This is a genomic window from Escherichia sp. MOD1-EC6475 (assembly GCF_003046645.1).
In the GTDB taxonomy this organism is placed as follows: domain Bacteria; phylum Pseudomonadota; class Gammaproteobacteria; order Enterobacterales; family Enterobacteriaceae; genus Escherichia; species Escherichia ruysiae.
The window spans coordinates 1-21,876 of sequence record NZ_PZKQ01000023.1; the positions used below are offsets into that span (position 1 = coordinate 1).

The 21,876-nt window shown below is 51.8% G+C and carries 15 protein-coding genes, 1 rRNA gene, 1 pseudogene and 1 riboswitch; of the genes and pseudogenes, 4 read left to right on the top strand and 13 right to left on the bottom strand.

Going from position 1 to position 21,876, the window contains the following annotated elements; all coding sequences use genetic code 11:
* The 3 genes from A7589_RS07535 to btuB all read right to left on the bottom strand — a co-directional run.
* Positions 1-96 (bottom strand): 16S ribosomal RNA (locus A7589_RS07535); the annotation flags it as partial.
* A 373-nt stretch (positions 97-469) separates the two neighbouring features.
* Positions 470-1,327: a glutamate racemase gene (gene murI, locus A7589_RS07540; protein ID WP_016231501.1), complete on the bottom strand. Its 858-nt coding sequence runs from the start codon at positions 1,325-1,327 to the stop codon at positions 470-472.
* Entirely contained in the window at positions 1,272-3,116 is a 1,845-nt protein-coding gene (gene btuB, locus A7589_RS07545; RefSeq protein ID WP_010356873.1) for a TonB-dependent vitamin B12 receptor BtuB, read from the bottom strand. The genes murI and btuB overlap by 56 nt, the downstream gene beginning before the upstream one ends.
* 65 nt (positions 3,117-3,181) lie before the next feature.
* Positions 3,182-3,372, bottom strand: a riboswitch (cobalamin riboswitch).
* 113 nt (positions 3,373-3,485) lie between these two features.
* On the opposite strand from btuB, the gene trmA reads away from it, so the two are divergent.
* Positions 3,486-4,586, top strand: a complete 1,101-nt coding sequence (trmA, locus tag A7589_RS07550; RefSeq protein WP_000186993.1) for a tRNA (uridine(54)-C5)-methyltransferase TrmA — start codon at positions 3,486-3,488, stop codon at positions 4,584-4,586.
* A gap of 39 nt (positions 4,587-4,625) precedes the next feature.
* Here trmA and A7589_RS07555 read toward each other — a convergent pair whose 3' ends face one another.
* The 4 genes and pseudogenes from A7589_RS07555 to A7589_RS07570 form a co-directional block, all read right to left on the bottom strand.
* A complete protein-coding gene (locus A7589_RS07555; protein WP_000806411.1) occupies positions 4,626-4,985 on the bottom strand; it encodes a YijD family membrane protein in 360 nt (119 codons plus the stop codon).
* Entirely contained in the window at positions 4,985-5,635 is a 651-nt protein-coding gene (fabR, locus tag A7589_RS07560) for an HTH-type transcriptional repressor FabR (RefSeq protein ID WP_001309117.1), read from the bottom strand. The genes A7589_RS07555 and fabR overlap by 1 nt, the downstream gene beginning before the upstream one ends.
* A 103-nt stretch (positions 5,636-5,738) precedes the next feature.
* A pseudogene (locus A7589_RS07565) lies at positions 5,739-7,054 on the bottom strand (citrate-proton symporter).
* Positions 7,055-7,096: 42 nt separating this feature from the next.
* Positions 7,097-8,263, bottom strand: a complete 1,167-nt coding sequence (locus A7589_RS07570; RefSeq protein WP_000569590.1) for a M20 aminoacylase family protein — start codon at positions 8,261-8,263, stop codon at positions 7,097-7,099.
* A 329-nt stretch (positions 8,264-8,592) separates the two neighbouring features.
* On the opposite strand from A7589_RS07570, the gene sthA reads away from it, so the two are divergent.
* Positions 8,593-9,993: a Si-specific NAD(P)(+) transhydrogenase gene (gene sthA, locus A7589_RS07575; RefSeq protein ID WP_001120822.1), complete on the top strand. Its 1,401-nt coding sequence runs from the start codon at positions 8,593-8,595 to the stop codon at positions 9,991-9,993.
* Here sthA and oxyR read toward each other — a convergent pair.
* The 6 genes from oxyR to argC form a co-directional block, all read right to left on the bottom strand.
* Entirely contained in the window at positions 9,976-10,893 is a 918-nt protein-coding gene (gene oxyR / locus A7589_RS07580; RefSeq protein ID WP_001025945.1) for a DNA-binding transcriptional regulator OxyR, read from the bottom strand. The genes sthA and oxyR overlap by 18 nt on opposite strands.
* 252 nt (positions 10,894-11,145) lie before the next feature.
* Positions 11,146-12,429, bottom strand: coding sequence for an MFS transporter (locus tag A7589_RS07585; RefSeq protein ID WP_105282707.1), 1,284 nt, complete (start codon positions 12,427-12,429; stop codon positions 11,146-11,148).
* A 66-nt stretch (positions 12,430-12,495) separates the two neighbouring features.
* Positions 12,496-13,710 (bottom strand): D-mannonate dehydratase ManD, encoded by a 1,215-nt coding sequence (gene manD / locus A7589_RS07590; protein WP_108188793.1) that lies wholly within the window; start codon positions 13,708-13,710, stop codon positions 12,496-12,498.
* Between the two features lie 482 nt (positions 13,711-14,192).
* Positions 14,193-15,566: an argininosuccinate lyase gene (argH, locus tag A7589_RS07595; protein WP_001230104.1), complete on the bottom strand. Its 1,374-nt coding sequence runs from the start codon at positions 15,564-15,566 to the stop codon at positions 14,193-14,195.
* A 60-nt stretch (positions 15,567-15,626) separates the two neighbouring features.
* Positions 15,627-16,403 (bottom strand): acetylglutamate kinase, encoded by a 777-nt coding sequence (argB, locus tag A7589_RS07600; protein ID WP_001362445.1) that lies wholly within the window; start codon positions 16,401-16,403, stop codon positions 15,627-15,629.
* A gap of 7 nt (positions 16,404-16,410) precedes the next feature.
* Positions 16,411-17,415, bottom strand: coding sequence for an N-acetyl-gamma-glutamyl-phosphate reductase (argC, locus tag A7589_RS07605; RefSeq protein WP_000935357.1), 1,005 nt, complete (start codon positions 17,413-17,415; stop codon positions 16,411-16,413).
* A gap of 153 nt (positions 17,416-17,568) precedes the next feature.
* Between argC and argE the strand changes: the two genes are divergently transcribed.
* Together argE and ppc are read left to right on the top strand one after the other, a co-directional pair.
* Entirely contained in the window at positions 17,569-18,720 is a 1,152-nt protein-coding gene (gene argE, locus A7589_RS07610; RefSeq protein ID WP_010353983.1) for an acetylornithine deacetylase, read from the top strand.
* A gap of 350 nt (positions 18,721-19,070) precedes the next feature.
* Positions 19,071-21,722 (top strand): phosphoenolpyruvate carboxylase, encoded by a 2,652-nt coding sequence (gene ppc, locus A7589_RS07615; protein ID WP_001005563.1) that lies wholly within the window; start codon positions 19,071-19,073, stop codon positions 21,720-21,722.
* Positions 21,723-21,876: the final 154 nt, after the last annotated feature.

Sequence of the window (21,876 nt, forward strand, 5' to 3'; positions counted from 1 at the left end):
AGCGAATCAGCAAGCTGATTCCTGTTACCGTTCGACTTGCATGTGTTAGGCCTGCCGCCAGCGTTCAATCTGAGCCATGATCAAACTCTTCAATTTAAAAGTTTGATGCTCAAAGAATTAAACTTCGTAATGAATTACGTGTTCACTCTTGAGACTTGATATTCATTTATCGTCCGAGGACGTTAAGAATCCGTATCTTCGAGTGCCCACACAGATTGTCTGATAAATTGTTAAAGAGCAGTGCCGCTTCGCTTTTTCTCAGCGGCGCGGGGTGTACATAATACGATTTCCCGCTTCGAAGTCAAGCATTTAATTTTGCTTTTCTTCGTGAGGTCCTCCGTGGAACCCCGCTGACCCGGCGGCTTGCGTGCCGTTGTTCCGTGTCAGTGGTGGCGCATTATAGGGAGTTATTCTGAGCTGACAAGAGGAAATTTAAAATAAATTTCCAACCGCGCAAGTTTCAACCAAATCAGTCTAAAACTGCCAATTTTTCGAGCGTTTTGAAGCCATAACGCTGTAAAACGGGCAATAATTGTTCTGCTTCTGGCGTCATTGCCATACAAAAGGCAACATTCGCATCGGCAGATTTTGCTTCCGGGGCTTCATGTTCTAACAACCAGGCCGTTCGGCGCGCAATTGCTGCGCCAGAATCTACCAGTCGGGTTCCCTCTGGCAGCACCTGTAACAGTTCATCTTGTAATAGAGGGAAATGAGTACAACCCAGAACAACGGTATCTGGTGGCTCTTTCATTCTTAACCATGGGCGCAGGATACGTTTTAGCGCATCCAGAGAAATTTCTTCGCCATGCAGCTTCGCTTCAGCCAGTTCAACCATTTCTGCCGAGCCCAGCATCTCTATCTGGCATTCATTAGCGAAACGCGCAATCAGCTCATGGGTATAAGAACGTTTCACCGTACCGCGTGTTGCCAGCAATCCAACAATACCATTAGCGGTCAAACGCGCTGCGGGTTTAATCGCCGGCACGACGCCGACAACCGGGAAAGCGAACTTTTCGCGCAAAGCAGGAAGTGAAACGGTGCTGGCGGTGTTGCAGGCCACTACAGCCAGCGCAAGGGGATAACGCTCTTGCACCGCAGTGACAATTTCCACTACGCGCTCAACAATAAACTCTTCGCTTTTTTCGCCATACGGGAAAGCGACATTATCGAAAGCATAAATGTAATGGAGATCCGGTAAGAGACGCCGGATCTCGTCATAGACCGACAGCCCACCGACGCCGGAGTCAAACACCAGCACGGTGGGACGTGGTTCAGAAGGTGTAGCTGCCAGACAAGGTGTATTCCCGTCCTGCAGTTTGGTAGCCATAGACTGTCTCGTAATCTTTGTCGAACAAGTTGGCTATTTTACCACGAACAGTCAGATGAGAGGTGACCGGATACGCAACCGCAAGATCCCACAAGCTCACACCGCCCATTTTAACGGTTTGATAAGGATAAGATGAGTAATCCTTATCATAGCGAGTGCCTAAATACTGATAAGTAATACCCCAGTCGAAGTCATACAGTTGCCAGTCGAGCTGATATTTCACCTGCTGTTTAGCGCGACGTAACAACGGCGTGTCGGTAATCGCGTTACGCGCATCGACATAATCATAACTCACCGTATGCGTCAGCGGTCCGGTATCAAAATTGGCGGTCGCCTCGACGCCCTTAATCCGCGCTTTCCCTTCGTTGTAGTATTTCAGGGTGTGATCATCGTAATCGATCAAGTCACTAACATCGTTACGATATCCGGAAATACGCCAGTTCACTCCAGCTGTTAAGCCTTCAAACGCCCCTTCCCACTGTTTGCTTTTCTCAGGATTCAGATCCGGATTACCGTAGAAGCCGTAGAGTTGCCCAAGATTAGGTGCCTTGTACGACGTGCCATAAGAAGCGATAAAACGATAGCCTTCGATGAATTCCCAACCGGCACTCGTTTGCCAGGTTCCATGACGACCAAACTGTGAGTTATCGTCGCTGCGTGCAGCACCTTCAAAGGTAAAATCGCCGACTTGTTGCAATCCGGTCAGATAGAGACCGGTGTTACGTTGATCATACCCATCCTCAACATAACCAGTACCCGGCGTCGTAGTCTGTTTCTGCCAGTCAACGCCCGCGCCAATATTACCGTGGCCAACGGTAACGTTATTTGCCCACTGGACGGTATATTGCTTCATTTCATCAAGCGTTGCGGACGAATCATAACGACCATAATGCGGATCGTAGTTGTAATCTTTGCTGTGGCTGTAGCTGGTAATCAGTTGTGATTTAATCAGCTCGCCGTTATAGCGCAGCCCGGCATCCCAGCTTTGGCTATAGAGTTTGCGAGTATCGAGCAGCGGCGAGCCTGGAGAATAATACGCGTCATAATTAGTACGATTATCATAGCCATAGCCGCGCACAAAGCCGCTCCAGGCATCGGTAAAATTATGTTCCAGCGCACCATAAAGCGTTTTGCTTAAGAAACCATCGTTATCTGGCTGCGCTTGCGTTCCGGTATTGCCATAGGCGACAACATCATAACCATGGGTATAAGCGTAATCGCCCAACAAGGTTACCCGAGTCTTATCCCCCAACTGCTGTTGCGTAGAGACATCGTAGTTCTGATAACTATTGCTTCCCCATCCCGCTGAAATTTCCGTTCCGGGTTCATCGCGTGTCGTGATGATATTCACCACCCCGCCTATTGCATCGGAACCATAAACGGCGGATCTCGGCCCACGGATATATTCAACACGCTGGACAAGCGCAATAGGGAACTGGCTAAGGTCAGCAGAACCACTCACCCCTGCCAGATTCAGGCGTACACCATCAATTAACACCAACACATGACTGGCGTTAGTGCCGCGAATAAAAATAGATGAGAGCTGACCTGAACCGCCGTTTTGGGTGATATCCACGCCCGGGAGACGGCGCAGCACATCATTGACTGAGGTCGATTGCCAGCGGTCGATATCCTGACGCGTCACAACGGTAGTGGGAGCAAGCACAGTGCTGCGCGGCTGTTCAAAACGGTTAGCAGTAACGACGAGAGTATCCGGGCTGGTATCCTGTGCCCAAGCGGAAAAGGCTGTGACAGAACACGCCGTCAGCAGCGAAGCTTTTTTAATCATTGTAAAGCATCCACAATAGAAGAAGGATGCCGCAGGTTTCATCAATATTACGCGATGATGAGAACCAGATGCGACGTTAGCCGGCAGGTCTTCGGGCTTGGAGGGGTATCTGAAGATACAAAGAGATGATGACTTCCCACCGGATGGCAGTGTCCGCATTACGCAATCATCGCACCTTTCCTTACCGCTGCGCGTCAGCTCCAGATTCGCACTGGATTCCCTATTAACTCACAGGACCGGCGAGAGGATGCTACAGGTTGTAACAAGTTGCTGTCCAGACGTAGCTCACAAATAGGAATACATCAAGATCTGGACATCTGATGAGCAATCCCTACAATCGCCGCGTACATTTCATTTTCAGGATACATCATGACCCCCGAACACCTTCCAACAGAACAGTATGAAGCGCAGTTAGCCGAAAAAGTGGTACGTTTGCAAAGTATGATGGCGCCGTTTTCTGACCTGGTTCCGGAAGTGTTTCGCTCGCCGGTCAGCCATTACCGGATGCGTGCAGAGTTCCGCATCTGGCACGATGGCGATGACCTGTACCACATCATTTTCGATCAACAAACCAAAAGCCGCATCCGCGTGGATAGCTTCCCCGCCGCCAGTGAACTTATCAATCAGTTGATGGGCGCGATGATTGCGGGTGTGCGCAATAATCCTGTTCTACGCCATAAGCTGTTCCAGATTGATTATCTCACCACGATGAGTAATCAGGCGGTGGTTTCCCTGCTGTACCATAAAAAGCTGGATGACGAATGGCGCCAGCAGGCAGAAGCCCTGCGCGATGCACTGCGAGCGCAGAACCTGAATGTGCATCTGATTGGTCGGGCAACGAAAACCAAAATCGAGCTGGATCAAGATTACATCGACGAACGTCTGCCGGTCGCAGGGAAAGAGATGATCTACCGTCAGGTGGAGAACAGTTTCACTCAGCCGAACGCGGCGATGAACATTCAGATGCTGGAATGGGCGCTGGACGTAACCAAAGGCTCAAAAGGCGATTTACTGGAGCTGTACTGCGGCAACGGTAATTTTTCATTAGCTCTGGCGCGCAATTTTGATCGAGTATTAGCCACCGAAATCGCTAAGCCGTCGGTCGCTGCTGCGCAATACAACATTGCCGCTAACCATATTGATAACGTACAAATTATTCGTATGGCAGCGGAAGAATTTACCCAGGCAATGAATGGTGTGCGCGAATTTAACCGTTTACAGGGTATCGATTTAAAGAGTTATCAGTGCGAAACCATTTTTGTCGACCCGCCGCGCAGCGGTCTGGACAGTGAAACCGAGAAAATGGTGCAGACGTATCCGCGTATTTTGTACATTTCCTGCAACCCGGAAACGTTATGTAAGAATCTGGAAACATTAAGCCAGACGCACAAAGTTGAACGTCTGGCTCTGTTTGATCAGTTCCCCTACACGCACCATATGGAGTGCGGCGTGTTACTGACGGCGAAGTAAAACCCATGCCGGATGCGCCAGCATCCGGCATCTTACCGATTACTCAGCAACTTCCTGCTTACGGTTACGCATCTTCGCGCCAATCCAGAACACCATAATGACCGACAACACAGCCGGGAAGAAGTTAGAACCGATATCCGGATATTCCGCACGAACCACGGTGCTGTACAGCAGAACGCCGAGAATAAAACAGGCGGCAGCCAGCCCCGGCAAGCCTACTGGCATAGTACGATTAAGATAACGTTGATGCAGGCAGTAAACTGTCAGCACCAGGGAAATAATCGGGAATACAGAAAATGGCACAATGGAGCTAAACAGCGCCGCAAAAGTACCATTGATCGATAAGCCTGCAACCAGCGCCAGCAGCAGCGTACCTCTATCTTGATTTGCTTGTTTCATTACTCGTCCTTCACATTTCCCGGAATAATTGCGGTTTTTTCTTGTTCACGGCGATACCAGTAATAAGCCCCTTTCGAAATCATTCGCAGTTGCAGTACCAGTCGCTCTTCTAATTGCCGACGTTGTTCGACGCCGACGTCCAACGCCTCAGCACCCGCACTGAAGACAATCGTCACCATTGCTTCGGCTTGCGCTTCAGTAAACGCACGAGGCATATGGTTTTCGAGTTCCAGATAGTCCGCAAGTTCCGCAATGAAGTGCTGAATTTCACGCGCAACAGCGGCACGAAACGCAGCGGAAGTGCCGGAGCGTTCCCGCAATAATAACCGGAAGGCGTTAGGATTATTACCGATGAACTCCATAAATGTGGAGACCGAGGTGCGGATCACACTCCCGCCTTTGGCAATACGCTGACGCGCCTGGCGCATGAGTTGGCGCAGCATCAAACCGCTCTCATCAACCATGGTCAGACCAAGTTCGTCTACGTCGCGGAAATGCCGGTAAAAAGAGGTGGGAGCAATGCCCGCTTCTCGCGCCACTTCACGCAAACTCAGGCTGGCGAAGCTGCGTTCAGCACTTAATTGGCTAAATGCGGCTTCCACCAGCGAACGGCGGGTTTTTTCTTTTTGTTGCGCTCTTACGCCCATCACAATGTCTGAATCCTTGCCAAAAGTACTGCTGGCACTATACCAGAGAATGAACATACTGGATTGCTCCAGTGTTGTGAATGAACGGTAACGCAATAAAACATATTTACTGAAGCTCTTTGGCTGGTTCTTTCACAAACAACAACGCCAGCATCGACAGCAACGTGCCTCCGCCCAGATACCACGCCGGAGCCGTCAGGCTATCCAGTAACACGATAGATTGCGTGGCGAAATATTGTGCAAAACCACCAAAAATTGCCACACCAATGCTATAAACCAGCGCGAAGCCCAATGCCCGAATCCGTTTCGGCAATAGTTCGGAAATCAGCAACATTACCGGCACACCGCCAAGCGTAGTAAAGCTGACCATCACGAAAACCACCGTCAGCAACATGCCAGGGCTTGGGTAATTCACCAACAGCCAGAACGAAGGCCAGCTACAGAGAAGCACCATCACACGGGAGATTAAAATCAGCTTTTTACGCCCGACCGAATCACACAGCATCCCCACCAGCAGCGCCCCCACAAAGGTAATAACACCCGCCAGTAACATCGCTGCATGAGAATAATGTTGAGGCATCGCCAGATACTTCGCCGCCCAGGTGCCGTAGTAAAAGAGGGAGATATAGGTTGCTACCGTACTGCCAATCGCGAGTAAAACACCGTTAGCGAGAGTCGCTTTATGTTGCAGAAGCAGGGAAAACGTACTTTCGCTGGCAGCAGCACTCTTCTTATTCGCCACTTCAGGCGCATCATTTTCCAGACTCAGGCGTAGCCAGCAACCGATGGGTGCTAACAGCACACCAATAAAAAACGGCACTCGCCAGCCCCATTCCGCCATTACGGTCTCTGAACCTGTGGCAAACGGCAGCCATGCACTCAACCCTAAAGCGACGACGCCACCAAAGGTCGTTGCCAGCCCCTGGGTCGCCAGCGACCAACTGCTGTAAAAGCCGCGACGATTTGCCGGCGCAGACTCAACCAGCAAAGACATTGAGGCGCCGACTTCACCACCTGCCGCAACGCCCTGAATCAGACGCGCCAGCACCAGCGTCGCCGTTCCCCAGTAGCCCGCCGTCGCATAGGTCGGCGCAATACCGATCATCAGCGTACCGAGGCTATCAGGGCAATAGTGAACACCATTGCCGGTTTGCGCCCGAAGCGATCGGCCCAGGCACCAACGATAATCCCACCGAGCGGGCGCATAAAAAAGCTCACGCCAAAAGTCGCAAATGCCAGTAACAGCGCGACGTTATGATCGGCACTGGGAGGAAAGAAAAGTGTACTGATATAGACCACAAAAAAGTTGTAAACGCCAAAATCAAAAAATTCGAGCGCATTGCCAAACGCCGAAGCAAAAATCACCCGCTTACCGCTGGGCTTTTTCTTTACGCCCACCGATTCATTTACGATCGCCGTCATTCCATGTTCCTTGCCAGAATGTGTTGTTGTGTGTTGTTTTATTTATTGCAACCAGGCTTCCACCAGCGCGCCCCAGTAGCTACTTGCCGGCACCAGACTTGCATCGTTGAAGTCGTATCCGGGGTTATGCACCATGCAGGAACCTTCCCCGACATCACCATTACCGAACAACAGGAAAGCGCCTTTTGGCTGGGCCTCCAGCATGAAAGAGAAATCTTCACTGCCCATCAGCGGCTTGATGCCAAACTCAGCCCTGTCTTCACCAAACGTTTCACAGGCCACCTGGCAGGCAAAGCGCGCCATCGCCTCATCATTCACTAATACCGGAGTGCCGTTAACATGCGTCACATCAGCCGTAGCGCCAAAGCTGACGGCCTGGGCTTGCGCCAATGCAGGAATACGGGACAGAAGGAGTTGCCGGGTTTCACGGCTAAGAGAGCGGACGCTGATTTTCATCTCAGCACTATCCGGAATGACGTTAGCAGCCTCACCCGCAACAATGCTGCCGACGGTAATTACCGCCGCTTCCAGTGGATCGACATTGCGCGACACAATGCTTTGTAATGCGGTGGTGATATGTGCCGCGACCAGCACCGGGTCGATGGCTTTGTGGGGGATCGCACCGTGTCCACCACAACCACGAACCGTAATGTGGAACTGATCCATTGACGCCATCAGCGCCCCGGGCTGGAAGTAAAACTTGCCAACCGGCAGACCCGGCATGTTGTGCATACCGAAAATCACATCGCAGGGGAAACGGTCAAAAAGCCCCTCTTTAACCATAATCTCACCGCCGTTGATCATCTCTTCGGCTGGCTGAAAGATGAGACGCAACGTGCCGTTAAAGCGGCGGGTTTCGGCAAGATAGCGCGCGGCACCCAGCAATATTGTGGTATGTCCGTCATGCCCACAGGCATGCATCAAACCAGGTTGTTTGCTGGACCAGGGTTTGCCGCTATTTTCATAAATCGGTAACGCATCCATATCCGCCCGCAAACCAATACTTTTCTCTCCGTCGCCCACTTTTAAGGTGGCAACCACGCCGGTCGTCGCCAGCCCTTGCTCTACCTCATAGCCCCACTGTCGCAGCTTTTCTGCTACCAACGCGCTGGTTTGAAACTCCTGTAACCCCAGCTCCGGGTTTTCATGGATCCGATGGCGAATCTCGCGCAGTTCTTCCTCAAACCCACGAATATAGTGTTCGATCATCTGCTATTCCCTTATTTATAGATAAACAGGCTAATTGACGGATTTTATTGATGGTATAAATACAAATGCGCCATCAATATAAAATATTTATATATTTGTTTTATAAGAAGATTTCACAAAGACAATAACAAAAAAGCACACTTCAGCAAGATAAAACTGCCAGTCACAAGAAAAAGCGATTAATAGTGAATTAATGAAATGAAAAAGGGGCAGACAACACAAAGGCCGCTCACGATATAGCCGGATAAATGACGGGGATCAATTGGCTTACTCGCGATAAAATGTTACCATTCTGTTGCTTTTATGTATAAGAACAGGTAAGCCCTACCATGCCACATTCCTACGATTACGATGCCATAGTAATAGGTTCCGGCCCCGGCGGCGAAGGCGCTGCAATGGGCCTGGTTAAGCAAGGCGCGCGCGTCGCAGTTATCGAGCGTTATCAAAATGTTGGCGGCGGTTGCACCCACTGGGGCACCATCCCGTCGAAAGCCCTCCGTCACGCCGTCAGCCGCATTATAGAATTTAATCAAAACCCACTTTACAGCGACCATTCGCGACTGCTCCGCTCTTCTTTTGCCGATATCCTTAACCATGCCGATAACGTGATTAATCAACAAACACGTATGCGTCAGGGATTTTACGAACGTAATCACTGCGAAATATTGCAGGGGAACGCCCGCTTTGTTGACGAACATACGCTGGCGCTGGATTGCCCGGACGGCACGGTCGAAACGCTGACCGCAGAAAAATTTGTTATTGCCTGCGGTTCTCGCCCATATCATCCAGCAGACGTTGATTTTACCCATCCACGCATTTACGACAGCGATTCGATTCTTAGCATGCATCACGAACCACGCCACGTGCTTATCTACGGAGCCGGGGTGATCGGCTGCGAATACGCATCGATCTTCCGTGGAATGGATGTGAAAGTGGATCTGATCAACACCCGCGATCGTTTGTTGGCTTTTCTTGATCAAGAGATGTCAGATTCTCTCTCCTACCACTTCTGGAACAGCGGTGTGGTCATTCGTCACAACGAAGAGTACGAGAAGATTGAAGGTTGCGACGACGGCGTAATCATGCACCTGAAGTCAGGCAAGAAACTGAAAGCCGACTGTCTGCTCTATGCCAACGGTCGCACCGGTAATACCGATTCACTGGCGTTACAGAACATTGGGCTGGAAACTGACAGTCGCGGACAGCTTAAGGTCAACAGCATGTATCAGACCGCACAGCCGCACGTTTACGCAGTGGGCGACGTGATTGGTTATCCGAGCCTGGCTTCGGCGGCCTACGACCAGGGGCGCATCGCCGCGCAGGCGCTGGTAAAAGGTGAAGCCACCGCGCATCTGATTGAAGATATCCCTACCGGCATCTACACCATCCCGGAAATCAGCTCAGTCGGTAAAACCGAACAGCAGCTGACCGCGATGAAAGTGCCGTATGAAGTGGGGCGCGCCCAGTTCAAACATCTGGCGCGAGCGCAAATCGTTGGTATGAACGTGGGTACGCTGAAAATCTTGTTCCATCGGGAAACAAAAGAGATTCTGGGGATCCATTGCTTTGGCGAGCGCGCTGCCGAAATTATTCATATTGGTCAGGCGATTATGGAACAGAAAGGTGGCGGCAACACCATTGAGTACTTCGTTAACACCACCTTTAACTACCCGACAATGGCGGAAGCCTATCGGGTAGCGGCACTAAACGGCTTAAACCGCCTGTTTTAACGCTTTATCGAAATGGCCATCCATTTTTGCGCGGATGGCCTCTGCCAGCTGTTCATAACGACTACGCAGCGGTGAGCCAGGACGATAAACCAGACCAATAGTGCGACGCGGTTCAGGTTTAATGCACGGCAGATAGACAATGCCGTCGCGTTTACGCTCCGGCGGCACTGCCAGCGCAGGCAGCAAGGTGATGCCGCTACCTGCCGCCACCATATTACGCAGCGTTTCCAGGCTGGTCGCACGGAAATGTGTATCTTCATCCGCCCCCGCTTCAAAGCAGAAGCCCATCGCCTGATCGCGCAGACAGTGACCATCTTCCAGCATCAGCAGTTTTTCCCCTGCCAGATCGGCCATTGGTACACATTCGCGGTTGGCCCACGGATGATCTTCGTAGATTGCCAGCAGCATTGGCTCATCAAACAACGGCACTTCAATGAATGCTTCGCTCTCTTTTACCAGCGCGAGGATCACGCAGTCGAGTTTGCCACTGTCCAGCTGCGTCAGTAACTGGTGGGTCTGCGCTTCATGCAGATACATTTCCAGCTTCGGGAAAGTCTGGTGCAGCATCGGGATAATATGCGGTAGCAGGTAAGGCCCGACCGTAGGAATCAAACCAATGTGCAACGGCCCGGACATGGTCTCGCCCTGCTGGCTTGCCATCTCTTTAAGGACTTTCACCTCGCGCAGCACGGTACGCGCCTGATCCACCAGCAGCATTCCCGCCTGGGTGAATAACACTTTACGGCTGGTCCGCTCCAGCAACATCACACCCAGCTCATCTTCCAGCTTACGAATTTGCCCGCTAAGCGTCGGCTGGCTAACGTGGCAGGAATCTGCCGCTCGCCGAAAATGGCGGTGTTCGGCCAGTGCCACCAGGTACTCAAGATCACGAATATTCATTATCCATCCTCCATCGCCACGATAGTTCATGGCGATAGGTAGCATAGCAACGAACGATTATCCCTATCAAGCATTCTGACTGATAATTGCTCACAGAAACGGAGCGGCACCTCTTTAACCCTTGAAGTCACTGCCCGTTTCGAGAGTTTCTCAACTCGAATAACTAAAGCCAACGTGAACTTTTGCGGATCTCCAGGATCCGCTTTTTTTTTATTTATTCCGACCCTCCAGCGGAGGGCCAGGCTGCCAGACTTACTCAATGCGATCTTTGACGATAAAGAAGTAACACAGTGCGCCAGTGAAGGTCACACAGGCTGCGATAACCAGCGCCAGATTAAATGAGTGCGTGGTATCCACCACCCAGCCGGTCACTATCGGGGCAAAGGAAGCAAAGACAAAACTACCAAAGTTTTGAATCCCGGCGATGGAAGCCACTTTTGTTTCTGACACCATCACCTGAACCAGTCCCCATGCAGATGTTCCCGCAAAATGCACACAGAACAGCGCCATTGAGATAAACGCCACCGCTTGCGCAGGCGAGGAAGATTGCACGACCAGCAACGTTCCTAATGCCGACATCATTAAACCGCAAACAATAGCCGTTTTACGCGTCTTCGCCAGGTCGTAGCCTTTTTTCGCCAGTCGATCGACAACAATACCGTTAACCCACATTCCGACTGCCGCCGCGAGGAAAGGAATCGCCGCCACCCAGCCCGTTTTCGCCAGACTGAAACCTTGCTCAGCCTGCAAATAGCCGGGTAACCACGCGATGTAGAGCCAACCGGTATAGTTAACGCCAGAGAAACCTAAAATCATCCCCCAGGTTGTCCGGTGCTTAAACAGCGCCAGCCACTCGCTAAATTGCAGCTGTGGACGCGGTTTAACCGACGCGGAGAGATACGTCCGTTCTTCGTCGGTCAGGACAAACTGCGCCCGGTTGCGATACCACGCGTACCAGCAGATCCCAACCAGAATCCCCGCTACGCCGATGATAACGAACATCGCCCGCCAGCCCCATGCCAGTTGCATCAATACAAGAGCAGGAGGCGCGATGGCCTGGCCGATAACGGTAGATGAGTTAAAAATCCCCAGCGCCGTGCCGCGTTCTTTTTGCGCATACCAGTCGGTAATAGATTTCACTCCCGCAGGCATAAACGGCGCTTCGCCAATACCCAATCCAATACGCATTAAAATAAAGTGGCTAAAAGAATTAACCATTCCTGTTAATGCCTGCATTAATGACCAGAATATTAAACCTGCGCCCAAGACTATTCGTGGACCAAAGCGGTCTAGCAAAATACCGGAAGGAAGTTGTGAAAAACCATAAGACAGAGAAAATGCAGAAAGCAAAACGCCAAATTCTGTCGCCGATAATCCTAACTCGCCACGAATTGCTTCTCCTGCCACACTCAACGACGAACGGTCGAGGAAATTAACGATCCCCGCCATAAATAATAAAACCAACGTCACTGTCTGAATACGACGAATCCGTTGCGGTTTATTACCCGCAACACTGGTTGACACATCAACGTCCATTTTTAGCTCCTTGAGCGGAATTAATCGATTTGATGATTATTCAGAAAATAATTAAGCGAACCGTTATTACCAGTTCCACAATGTGCCATCTTCCAGTCGTGCGACGGGGAGATACGCCGGGCCATACGGATATTTCGCCGCCAGTTTCTCATCGAAAGAAATACCCAGCCCAGGCGCGTCGCCCGGGTGCATATACCCCTCCTCGAAGCGCCAGCTATGCGGGAAGACTTCAAGCATTTGTTCGGAATAGCCCATGTACTCCTGAACGCCGAAGTTTGGCACCCAGAGGTCAAAATGCAGCGCCGCCGCATGGCAAATGGGCGATAAATCAGAAGGACCGTGCGAACCGGTACGTACCTGATAAAGCGATGCGAAATCAGCAATCCGCCGCATTCCGGTAATGCCGCCTGCATGGGTAATCGTCGTGCGAATATAGTCAATTAACTGCTCTTCGATTAACTGCTTGCAGTCCCAGATACTGTTAAACACTTCACCGACCGCAATCGGCGTCACGGTATGCTGGCGAATCAAACGGAAACATTCCTGATTCTCGGCAGGCGTTGGATCTTCCATCCAGAACAGGCGGTAATCCTCAATGCTCTTTCCAAAACGCGCCGCTTCGATGGGGGTAAGGCGATGGTGCATGTCATGCAACAGATGTTCGTTAAAACCGAACTTATTGCGCACCGCCTCGAATAACTTCGGCGTGAAATCGAGATATTTTTCCGTCGACCACAACTGCTCTTCCGGCCACTGACCTTTGGTTGCCGGTTCGTACGCCAGCCCTTTGCCCTTCGCCAGGCCATAGGTAGTTTGCATCCCAGGCACACCGCACTGCACACGAATCGCCTTAAAGCCCATCTGCTGATGCTTCGCATAGTCTTCAAGGACTTCATCAATCGTGCGCCCGGTGGTATGGCAATAAACCATCACGCCCTCACGAGAAGCACCGCCAAGCAATTGATACAGCGGCATATTGGCTGCTTTCGCTTTGATATCCCACAACGCCATATCAATGGCAGAAATGGCCGACATCGTGACGGGGCCACGTCGCCAGTAAGCGCCTTTATAAAAGAATTGCCAGATATCTTCGATACGGCTGGCATCGCGGCCAATTAATTGTAGGCAAAGATGATCTTTCAGATAAGAAGCGACCGACAATTCGCGACCATTTAACGTGGCATCTCCCAGCCCACAAAGTCCGCTTTCAGTGGTTATTTTAAGCGTAACGAAATTACGCCCGGGGCAAGTAACAAAAACGTCCGCAGCAATAATTTTCATTATTGCAATCTCCTGTGTTGTAAATAGACGCTTCAAACTTAATTTTGCGCCTACTACCATACAAGAGAGAAAGGGTGATTATTCAACCGTGATCACATTAAAAATAAAAATTTCCACCGAGGAGCAAAAACATCCTCAAATTTGACCTACACTATTAATCATCATCGTTAAAACAACGTGTTAAATAATCACATAATAAATACCATCAATCTTAAAAACAAACACAACAATAGAAATTAATTATATTCAATTAATTAAACTGTGTATCGCCTGGTATATTTAAAAATGATTTTTATAGAGAGAGTAAAGCAAGAATAAAAAGGCATGTAACAAATAATGGTTCTGGTTGGGCGTTAAATTTAAGGTCAACAGAATACTGCCTGATGCGACGCTGTCGCGTCTTATCATGCCTACAAAGTGCAACACTACGTAGACATGATAAACAAAGCGCATCAGGCAAACGCCCCATTCTCAGGGGAGCGTTACCCTAACCGAGCCTTTGCAAAAGCAATCGCCTGTGCCACCTGCTGCGGTGAAACACCGCCTTTTGCCGCGCGCTTGTCGAGGCACGATTGCAGCGACAGAATCGGATAGACATCTTCGCCAATCACCTGGCTGAATTTCTGCAACTCGGCGAGCGGCAGATCTTCCAGCGGTTTGCCCTGACGAATGGCTTCCACCACCGCCTCACCCACGATATGGTGCGCCTCGCGGAACGGCACGCCTTTCGCCACCAGGTAATCCGCCAGTTCAGTGGCGTTCGCGTAACCCTGCTGCGCCGCTTCCTGGCAACGCGGGCGTTTCACCTGAATACCGTCCAGCACCAGCGCCGCCATATGCAGGCAGTCCAGCCAGGTGTCGAGCGCGTCGAACAGACCTTCTTTGTCTTCCTGCATATCTTTGTTGTAAGCCAGCGGCAAACCTTTCAGCGTCATCATCATGCCGGTTAACGCGCCCTGCACCCGACCGCATTTACCGCGAATCAGCTCCAGCGCATCCGGATTTTTCTTCTGCGGCATTAATGATGAACCGGAAGTCACGCGGTCAGAAAGCTCCACAAATCCCGCTTCGCCGGTGTTAAAGAAAATCAGATCTTCGGCAAAACGCGACAGATGCACCATGCCGATGGCGGCAGCAGAAAGCAGCTCCAGCACATGATCACGGTCAGAAACGCTGTCCAGACTGTTACGTGTCGCCGAGGCAAAGCCCAGCCAGCCTGCTAACTGTTCACGATCGATTTCATAGGCCGTTCCCGCCAGTGCGCCACAGCCTAACGGGCTGACATCCAGACGCTTAAGCGCATCCTGCAAGCGGCTTTCATCACGCGCCAGCATCTCAACATAGGCCAGGCACCAGTGCGCGAACGTTACCGGCTGGGCGCGTTGCAGGTGCGTGTAACCCGGCATTACCGCATCCTGATTGTTTTGCGCGGTTTCCACCAGCGCCGATTGCAGCTGCCGGTTAGCCGTCAGCAACTCGCCAACGGTATCTTTGCACCACAACTTCAGATCGGTTGCTACCTGATCATTACGGCTACGCCCGGTATGCAGTTTTTTGCCTAACTGACCCACTTTGTCGATCAGTTTGCCTTCCACCCAGCTATGGATATCTTCGGCGTCGCTTTCAAGGATTTGTTGTGGCCTGGCGCGAACCTCTTCCAGCAGCACGTTCAGCGCCTCTTCCAGTTGCGCCTGCTCTTCTGCGGTCAACACGCCTACCGTTACCAGGGCTTTGGACCAGGCCACAGAGCCAACAATATCCTGCTCCGCCAGACGGTAATCAAAGCGCAGTGAGTCGTTGAATTGTTTGAACCGTTGATCTGCTGCCTGGGTAAAACGCCCGCCCCAAAGTGCCATAACTCTGTTTCCTTATTTTGAAATTCAATGCCGGAAAGCTGCGCCTCCGGCCAACAAAACTTAAGCTAAAATCCGCGTACCCATCGGCATACCGTTAAACAGTGCCGGAAGCTGTTCCGCATGACGCCAGGAGGCGATATCCACCGGGCGCCCCAGCGTGCGTGCAGCATCCAGCGCCGCATTCACTTTCACAATCATGCCGTCAGTAATAATGCCCTGCTCAATCAGTTGTTCTGCTTTCGCGGCGGTCATCTCAGCAATACGTTGCCCTTTGCCGTCGAGAATGCCGCTGACGTCGGAAAGCAAAATCAGATCCGCGCCCAGCGTTGCCGCCAGCGCCGTCGCGGCCTGGTCAGCATTGACGTTCATCAGTTGCCCTTCGTCGGTTACGCCAATGGAGCTAACCACCGGGAGATAACCGTTTTCCAGCAACGTATTGATAAGCTTAGGCGAACCTGGCTGCGCCAGTCCAACATGACCTAACTCTTCATCAAGCTGGGTCACTTTGACGCTGTCGCCGTCACCAAGAAACAAACCTACGGCAGCAATCTGATGTTTCTTCGCCCACGCCAGCAGGGTTTTATTTGCCGTTCCCGCCAGCGCCCCGGTGATAATGTCTATCTGATCCGCAGGCGTCACCCGCAGGCCGTTTTTCTTTTTCACCGGCAGATTCAGCCCTTTCATCAGCTCATCCACCACGCAGCCGCCGCCGTGGACAATCACCAGCGGACGCTGATGTGACTCACGATAATTCACCAGTGCGCTAAACAGACGTTCCAGCGCCTCTTCACTATCCAGCAATACGCCGCCCAGTTTTATAATTAATGGATTCATCATTGCACCCTTAAATAAGAGACTGCGTTTGGGCATAGCCAAAACGAATATTGGCGCACTGTACCGCTTGTGCCGCCGCACCTTTCAATAAATTGTCTTCGGTCGCCACAATAATCAGATGCTCGCCCTGAACGGCAAACCCGATATCGCAGAACGGCAGCCCGACGACGTTTTTTAGCGCCGGAACGCCTTTGTCATACAGACGCACCAGCGGTTGATGGGCATACGCCCGCTGTAACGCTTGCGCCACTTGCGCCTGGTTCACGCCAGGCTTCAGGCGGCAAGTAATGGTTTCGAGAATGCCGCGCGGGAAATTGCCCAGATGCGGGGTGAAGATAACGTCAGCACCGAGATGCGTGGCGATCTCCGGCTGGTGGCGATGGGTAAAGACACCATACGGTTGCAGGCTAACTTCACAAAAGCTGTTTGAAATCGCTGCCTTACGTCCCGCTCCGCTCACACCGCTGGTGGCGTTAATCACCGGCCACTGACTGAGGTCGAGAAGATCGGCATCAATCAACGGTTTCAGCGCCAGTTGTGCCGCCGTCGGATAACAGCCCGGCACCGCAATCAAGTTCGCTTCTTTTAATTTATTGCCACACCACTCCGCCAGACCATAAGCGGCCTGTTCCAGCAGTTCCGGGTATTGATGGGTAAAGCCGTAATATTTTTCATAGAAGGCAGCGTCGTTAACACGAAACGCGCCGGAAAGGTCGAACACCACGCAGCCCGCTTCAAGAAATTGCGGTGCTAAATCGTGGCTGACTTCATGGGCGGTGGCGAGAAACACCACGTCCACCCCTGGGCTAAACTCGCTGATATCCGACATCGGCTGCAACGGCAGATCAACGATGCCTTTTAGCTGCGGATGCAAATCGGAGATTAACTTTCCCGCATCATTGCTTTGCGCTGAAACAGTCAAAGCGGTTATGTTCATATGCGGATGGCGATTTACATAGGTCACTAGCTCTGCGCCAGCGTAGCCGCTGGCACCCACAATCAGCGTATTCAACATCGGGGCTATTCACCTTCTTATGTCTGGTTGCCAGGTTAAACGTAAAACATTCACCTTACGGCTGGTGGGTTTTATTACGCTCAACGTTAGTGTATTTTTATTCATAAATACTGCATGAATATTGATACTATCATGACCAGAGGTGTGTCAACAATGAAAAACAAATTACCGCCATTTATCGAGATTTACCGTGCTCTGATTGCCACACCTTCAATAAGCGCCACGGAAGAGGCACTCGATCAAAGCAATGCAGATTTAATCACTCTGCTGGCGGACTGGTTTAAAGATTTAGGCTTCAATGTGGAAGTGCAGCCTGTGCCAGGAACTCGCAACAAATTTAATATGCTGGCCAGTTGCGGACAGGGGGCTGGCGGCTTGTTGCTGGCGGGGCATACCGATACGGTGCCATTTGATGACGGTCGCTGGACGCGCGATCCGTTTACACTGACGGAGCATGACGGCAAGCTTTACGGCTTAGGCACCGCCGACATGAAAGGCTTTTTTGCGTTTATCCTTGATGCGCTACGCGATGTCGACGTCACGAAGCTTGCAAAACCGCTCTACATTCTGGCGACTGCCGATGAAGAAACCAGTATGGCAGGAGCGCGTTATTTTGCCGAAACTACCGCCCTGCGCCCGGACTGCGCCATCATTGGCGAACCGACGTCGCTACAACCGGTACGCGCGCATAAAGGCCACATCTCCAATGCCATTCGCATTCTGGGTCAGTCGGGGCATTCCAGCGATCCGTCGCGCGGAGTTAACGCTATCGAACTGATGCACGACGCCATCGGTCATATTTTGCAATTGCGCGATAACCTGAAAGAGCGTTATCACTACGAAGCGTTTACCGTGCCATATCCCACGCTCAACCTTGGGCATATTCACGGCGGCGACGCCTCTAACCGTATTTGCGCTTGCTGCGAGTTGCATATGGATATTCGTCCGTTGCCTGGCATGACGCTCAATGAACTTAATGGCTTACTCAACGACGCGCTGGCTCCGGTGAGCGAACGCTGGCCGGGTCGTCTGACGGTCGAAGAGCTGCATCCGCCGATCCCTGGTTACGAGTGCCCGCCGAATCATCAACTGGTTGAAGTGGTTGAGAAATTACTCGGTGCAAAGACCGAAGTGGTGAACTACTGTACCGAAGCACCGTTTATTCAGACGTTATGCCCGACGCTGGTACTGGGGCCGGGTTCCATCAATCAAGCCCATCAGCCTGATGAATATCTGGAGACACGGTTTATCAAGCCCACCCGCGAACTGATCACCCAGGTCATTCACCATTTCTGCTGGCATTAAAACGTAGTCCGGATAAGGCGCTCGCGCCGCATCCGGCACTGTTGCCAAACTCCAGTGCCACAATAACGTCGGATGCGATGCTTGCGCATCTTATCCGACCTACACCTTTGGTGTTATGTATGGTGATTTTTTAACATTCCCATAAGTTACGCTTATTTAAATCATCGTGAATTTAATGGCGTAAATTCCTGCTAGTTATTCGTTTGCTGAAGCGATTTCGCAGCATTTGACGTCACCGCTTTTACGTGGCTTTATAAAAGACGACGAAAAGCAAAGCCCGAGCATATTCGCGCCAATGCGACGTGAAGGATACCGGGCTTCAAACAATAAGATGGGGTGTCTGGGGTTATATGAACGAACAATATTCCGCATTGCGTAGTAATGTCAGTATGCTCGGCAAAGTGCTGGGAGAAACCATCAAGGATGCGTTGGGAGAACACATTCTTGAACGCGTAGAAACTATCCGTAAGTTGTCCAAATCTTCACGCGCTGGCAATGATGCTAACCGCCAGGAGTTGCTCACCACCTTACAAAATTTGTCGAACGACGAGCTGCTGCCCGTTGCGCGTGCGTTTAGTCAGTTCCTGAACCTGGCCAACACCGCCGAGCAATACCACAGCATTTCACCGAAAGGCGAGGCAGCCAGCAACCCGGAAGTGATCGCCCGCACCCTGCGTAAACTGAAAAACCAGCCGGAACTGAGCGAAGACACCATCAAAAAAGCGGTGGAATCACTGTCGCTGGAACTGGTTCTCACTGCGCACCCAACCGAAATTACCCGCCGTACACTGATCCACAAAATGGTGGAAGTGAACGCGTGCTTAAAACAGCTCGACAACAAAGATATCGCTGACTACGAACACAACCAACTGATGCGCCGCCTGCGCCAGTTGATCGCCCAGTCATGGCATACCGATGAAATCCGTAAGCTGCGCCCAAGCCCGATAGATGAAGCCAAATGGGGCTTTGCCGTAGTAGAAAACAGCCTGTGGCAAGGCGTACCGAATTACCTGCGCGAACTAAACGAACAACTGGAAGAGAATCTCGGCTACAAACTGCCCGTCGAATTTGTTCCGGTGCGTTTTACCTCGTGGATGGGCGGCGACCGCGACGGCAACCCGAACGTCACCGCAGACATTACCCGTCACGTACTTCTGCTCAGCCGCTGGAAAGCAACAGACCTGTTCCTGAAAGATATTCAGGTGCTGGTTTCTGAACTGTCGATGGTTGAAGCAACCCCTGAACTGCTGGCGCTGGTCGGCGAAGAAGGTGCCGCAGAACCGTATCGCTATCTGATGAAAAACCTGCGTTCCCGCCTGATGGCAACCCAGGCATGGCTGGAAGCGCGCCTGAAAGGTGAAGAACTGCCGAAGCCGGAAGGTCTGCTGACGCAGAATGAAGAACTGTGGGAGCCGCTCTACGCTTGCTACCAGTCCCTGCAAGCGTGTGGTATGGGCATTATCGCCAACGGCGATCTGCTCGATACTCTGCGCCGCGTGAAATGTTTCGGTGTACCACTGGTGCGTATTGATATCCGTCAGGAGAGCACCCGTCATACTGAAGCACTGGGTGAATTGACCCGCTACCTCGGCATCGGCGACTACGAAAGCTGGTCAGAGGCCGACAAACAGGCGTTCCTGATCCGCGAACTGAACTCCAAACGTCCGCTTCTGCCACGCAACTGGCAACCGAGCGCCGAAACGCGCGAAGTGCTTGATACCTGTCAGGTGATTGCCGAAGCACCGCAAGGTTCAATTGCCGCCTACGTGATCTCAATGGCGAAAACGCCGTCTGACGTACTGGCTGTCCACCTGCTGTTGAAAGAAGCGGGTATCGGGTTTGCAATGCCGGTGGCTCCGTTGTTTGAAACTCTCGATGACCTGAACAACGCTAACGATGTCATGACCCAGTTGCTGAATATCGACTGGTATCGCGGCCTGATTCAGGGCAAACAGATGGTGATGATTGGCTATTCCGACTCGGCAAAAGATGCGGGCGTGATGGCGGCTTCCTGGGCGCAATATCAGGCACAGGATGCGTTAATCAAAACCTGCGAAAAAGCAGGTATTGAACTGACGCTGTTCCACGGTCGCGGTGGTTCTATTGGTCGCGGCGGCGCACCGGCTCATGCGGCGCTGCTATCGCAACCGCCAGGAAGCCTGAAAGGCGGCCTGCGCGTGACCGAACAGGGCGAGATGATTCGCTTTAAATACGGTCTGCCGGAAATCACTGTCAGCAGCCTGTCGCTGTACACCGGGGCGATTCTGGAAGCCAACCTGCTGCCACCGCCGGAGCCGAAAGAGAGCTGGCGTCACATTATGGATGAACTATCGGTCATCTCCTGCGATCTCTACCGTGGTTATGTGCGTGAAAACAAAGACTTTGTTCCATACTTCCGCTCCGCCACGCCGGAACAGGAACTGGGCAAACTGCCGTTAGGTTCACGCCCGGCGAAACGTCGCCCGACCGGTGGCGTCGAATCACTGCGCGCAATTCCGTGGATCTTCGCCTGGACGCAAAACCGCCTGATGCTCCCAGCCTGGCTGGGTGCGGGTACTGCGCTGCAAAAAGTGGTCGAAGACGGCAAACAGAGCGAACTGGAAGCCATGTGCCGCGACTGGCCGTTCTTCTCAACGCGTCTGGGAATGCTGGAAATGGTCTTCGCCAAAGCAGACCTGTGGCTGGCGGAATACTATGACCAACGCCTGGTCGACAAAGAGCTGTGGCCGTTAGGTAAAGAGTTACGCAATCTGCAAGAAGAAGACATCAAAGTGGTGCTGGCAATTGCCAACGATTCCCATCTGATGGCCGATCTACCGTGGATTGCCGAGTCTATTCAGCTACGAAATATATACACTGACCCGCTGAACGTACTGCAGGCAGAGTTGCTGCACCGCTCCCGCCAGGCAGAAAAAGAAGGCCAGGAGCCGGATCCCCGCGTCGAACAAGCGTTGATGGTCACTATTGCCGGAATTGCAGCAGGTATGCGTAATACTGGCTAACCCCCATCCTCTCTCAACCCTCGTGCAATAGCGCGAGGGTTTTCTGAAATACTTCTGTTCTAACACCTTCGTTTTCAATATATTTCTGTCTGCATTTCACCCAGATTCTGGATATCCCTTCAGATATCCTTAAGGTTTTGTCCTTACATTCGGC

Bases quoted from the DNA above. Each gene is read 5' to 3' on its own strand.
- oxyR (WP_001025945.1), bottom strand. From the start codon at position 10,893: ATGAATATTCGTGATCTTGAGTACCTGGTGGCACTGGCCGAACACCGC.
- manD (WP_108188793.1), bottom strand. From the start codon at position 13,710: ATGAAAATTATTGCTGCGGACGTTTTTGTTACTTGCCCCGGGCGTAAT.
- murI (WP_016231501.1), bottom strand. From the start codon at position 1,327: ATGGCTACCAAACTGCAGGACGGGAATACACCTTGTCTGGCAGCTACA.
- A7589_RS07570 (WP_000569590.1), bottom strand. From the start codon at position 8,263: ATGATCGAACACTATATTCGTGGGTTTGAGGAAGAACTGCGCGAGATT.
- A7589_RS07555 (WP_000806411.1), bottom strand. From the start codon at position 4,985: ATGAAACAAGCAAATCAAGATAGAGGTACGCTGCTGCTGGCGCTGGTT.
- trmA (WP_000186993.1), top strand. From the start codon at position 3,486: ATGACCCCCGAACACCTTCCAACAGAACAGTATGAAGCGCAGTTAGCC.
- argB (WP_001362445.1), bottom strand. From the start codon at position 16,403: ATGATGAATCCATTAATTATAAAACTGGGCGGCGTATTGCTGGATAGT.
- argC (WP_000935357.1), bottom strand. From the start codon at position 17,415: ATGTTGAATACGCTGATTGTGGGTGCCAGCGGCTACGCTGGCGCAGAG.
- ppc (WP_001005563.1), top strand. From the start codon at position 19,071: ATGAACGAACAATATTCCGCATTGCGTAGTAATGTCAGTATGCTCGGC.
- sthA (WP_001120822.1), top strand. From the start codon at position 8,593: ATGCCACATTCCTACGATTACGATGCCATAGTAATAGGTTCCGGCCCC.
- argH (WP_001230104.1), bottom strand. From the start codon at position 15,566: ATGGCACTTTGGGGCGGGCGTTTTACCCAGGCAGCAGATCAACGGTTC.
- btuB (WP_010356873.1), bottom strand. From the start codon at position 3,116: ATGATTAAAAAAGCTTCGCTGCTGACGGCGTGTTCTGTCACAGCCTTT.
- A7589_RS07585 (WP_105282707.1), bottom strand. From the start codon at position 12,429: ATGGACGTTGATGTGTCAACCAGTGTTGCGGGTAATAAACCGCAACGG.
- argE (WP_010353983.1), top strand. From the start codon at position 17,569: ATGAAAAACAAATTACCGCCATTTATCGAGATTTACCGTGCTCTGATT.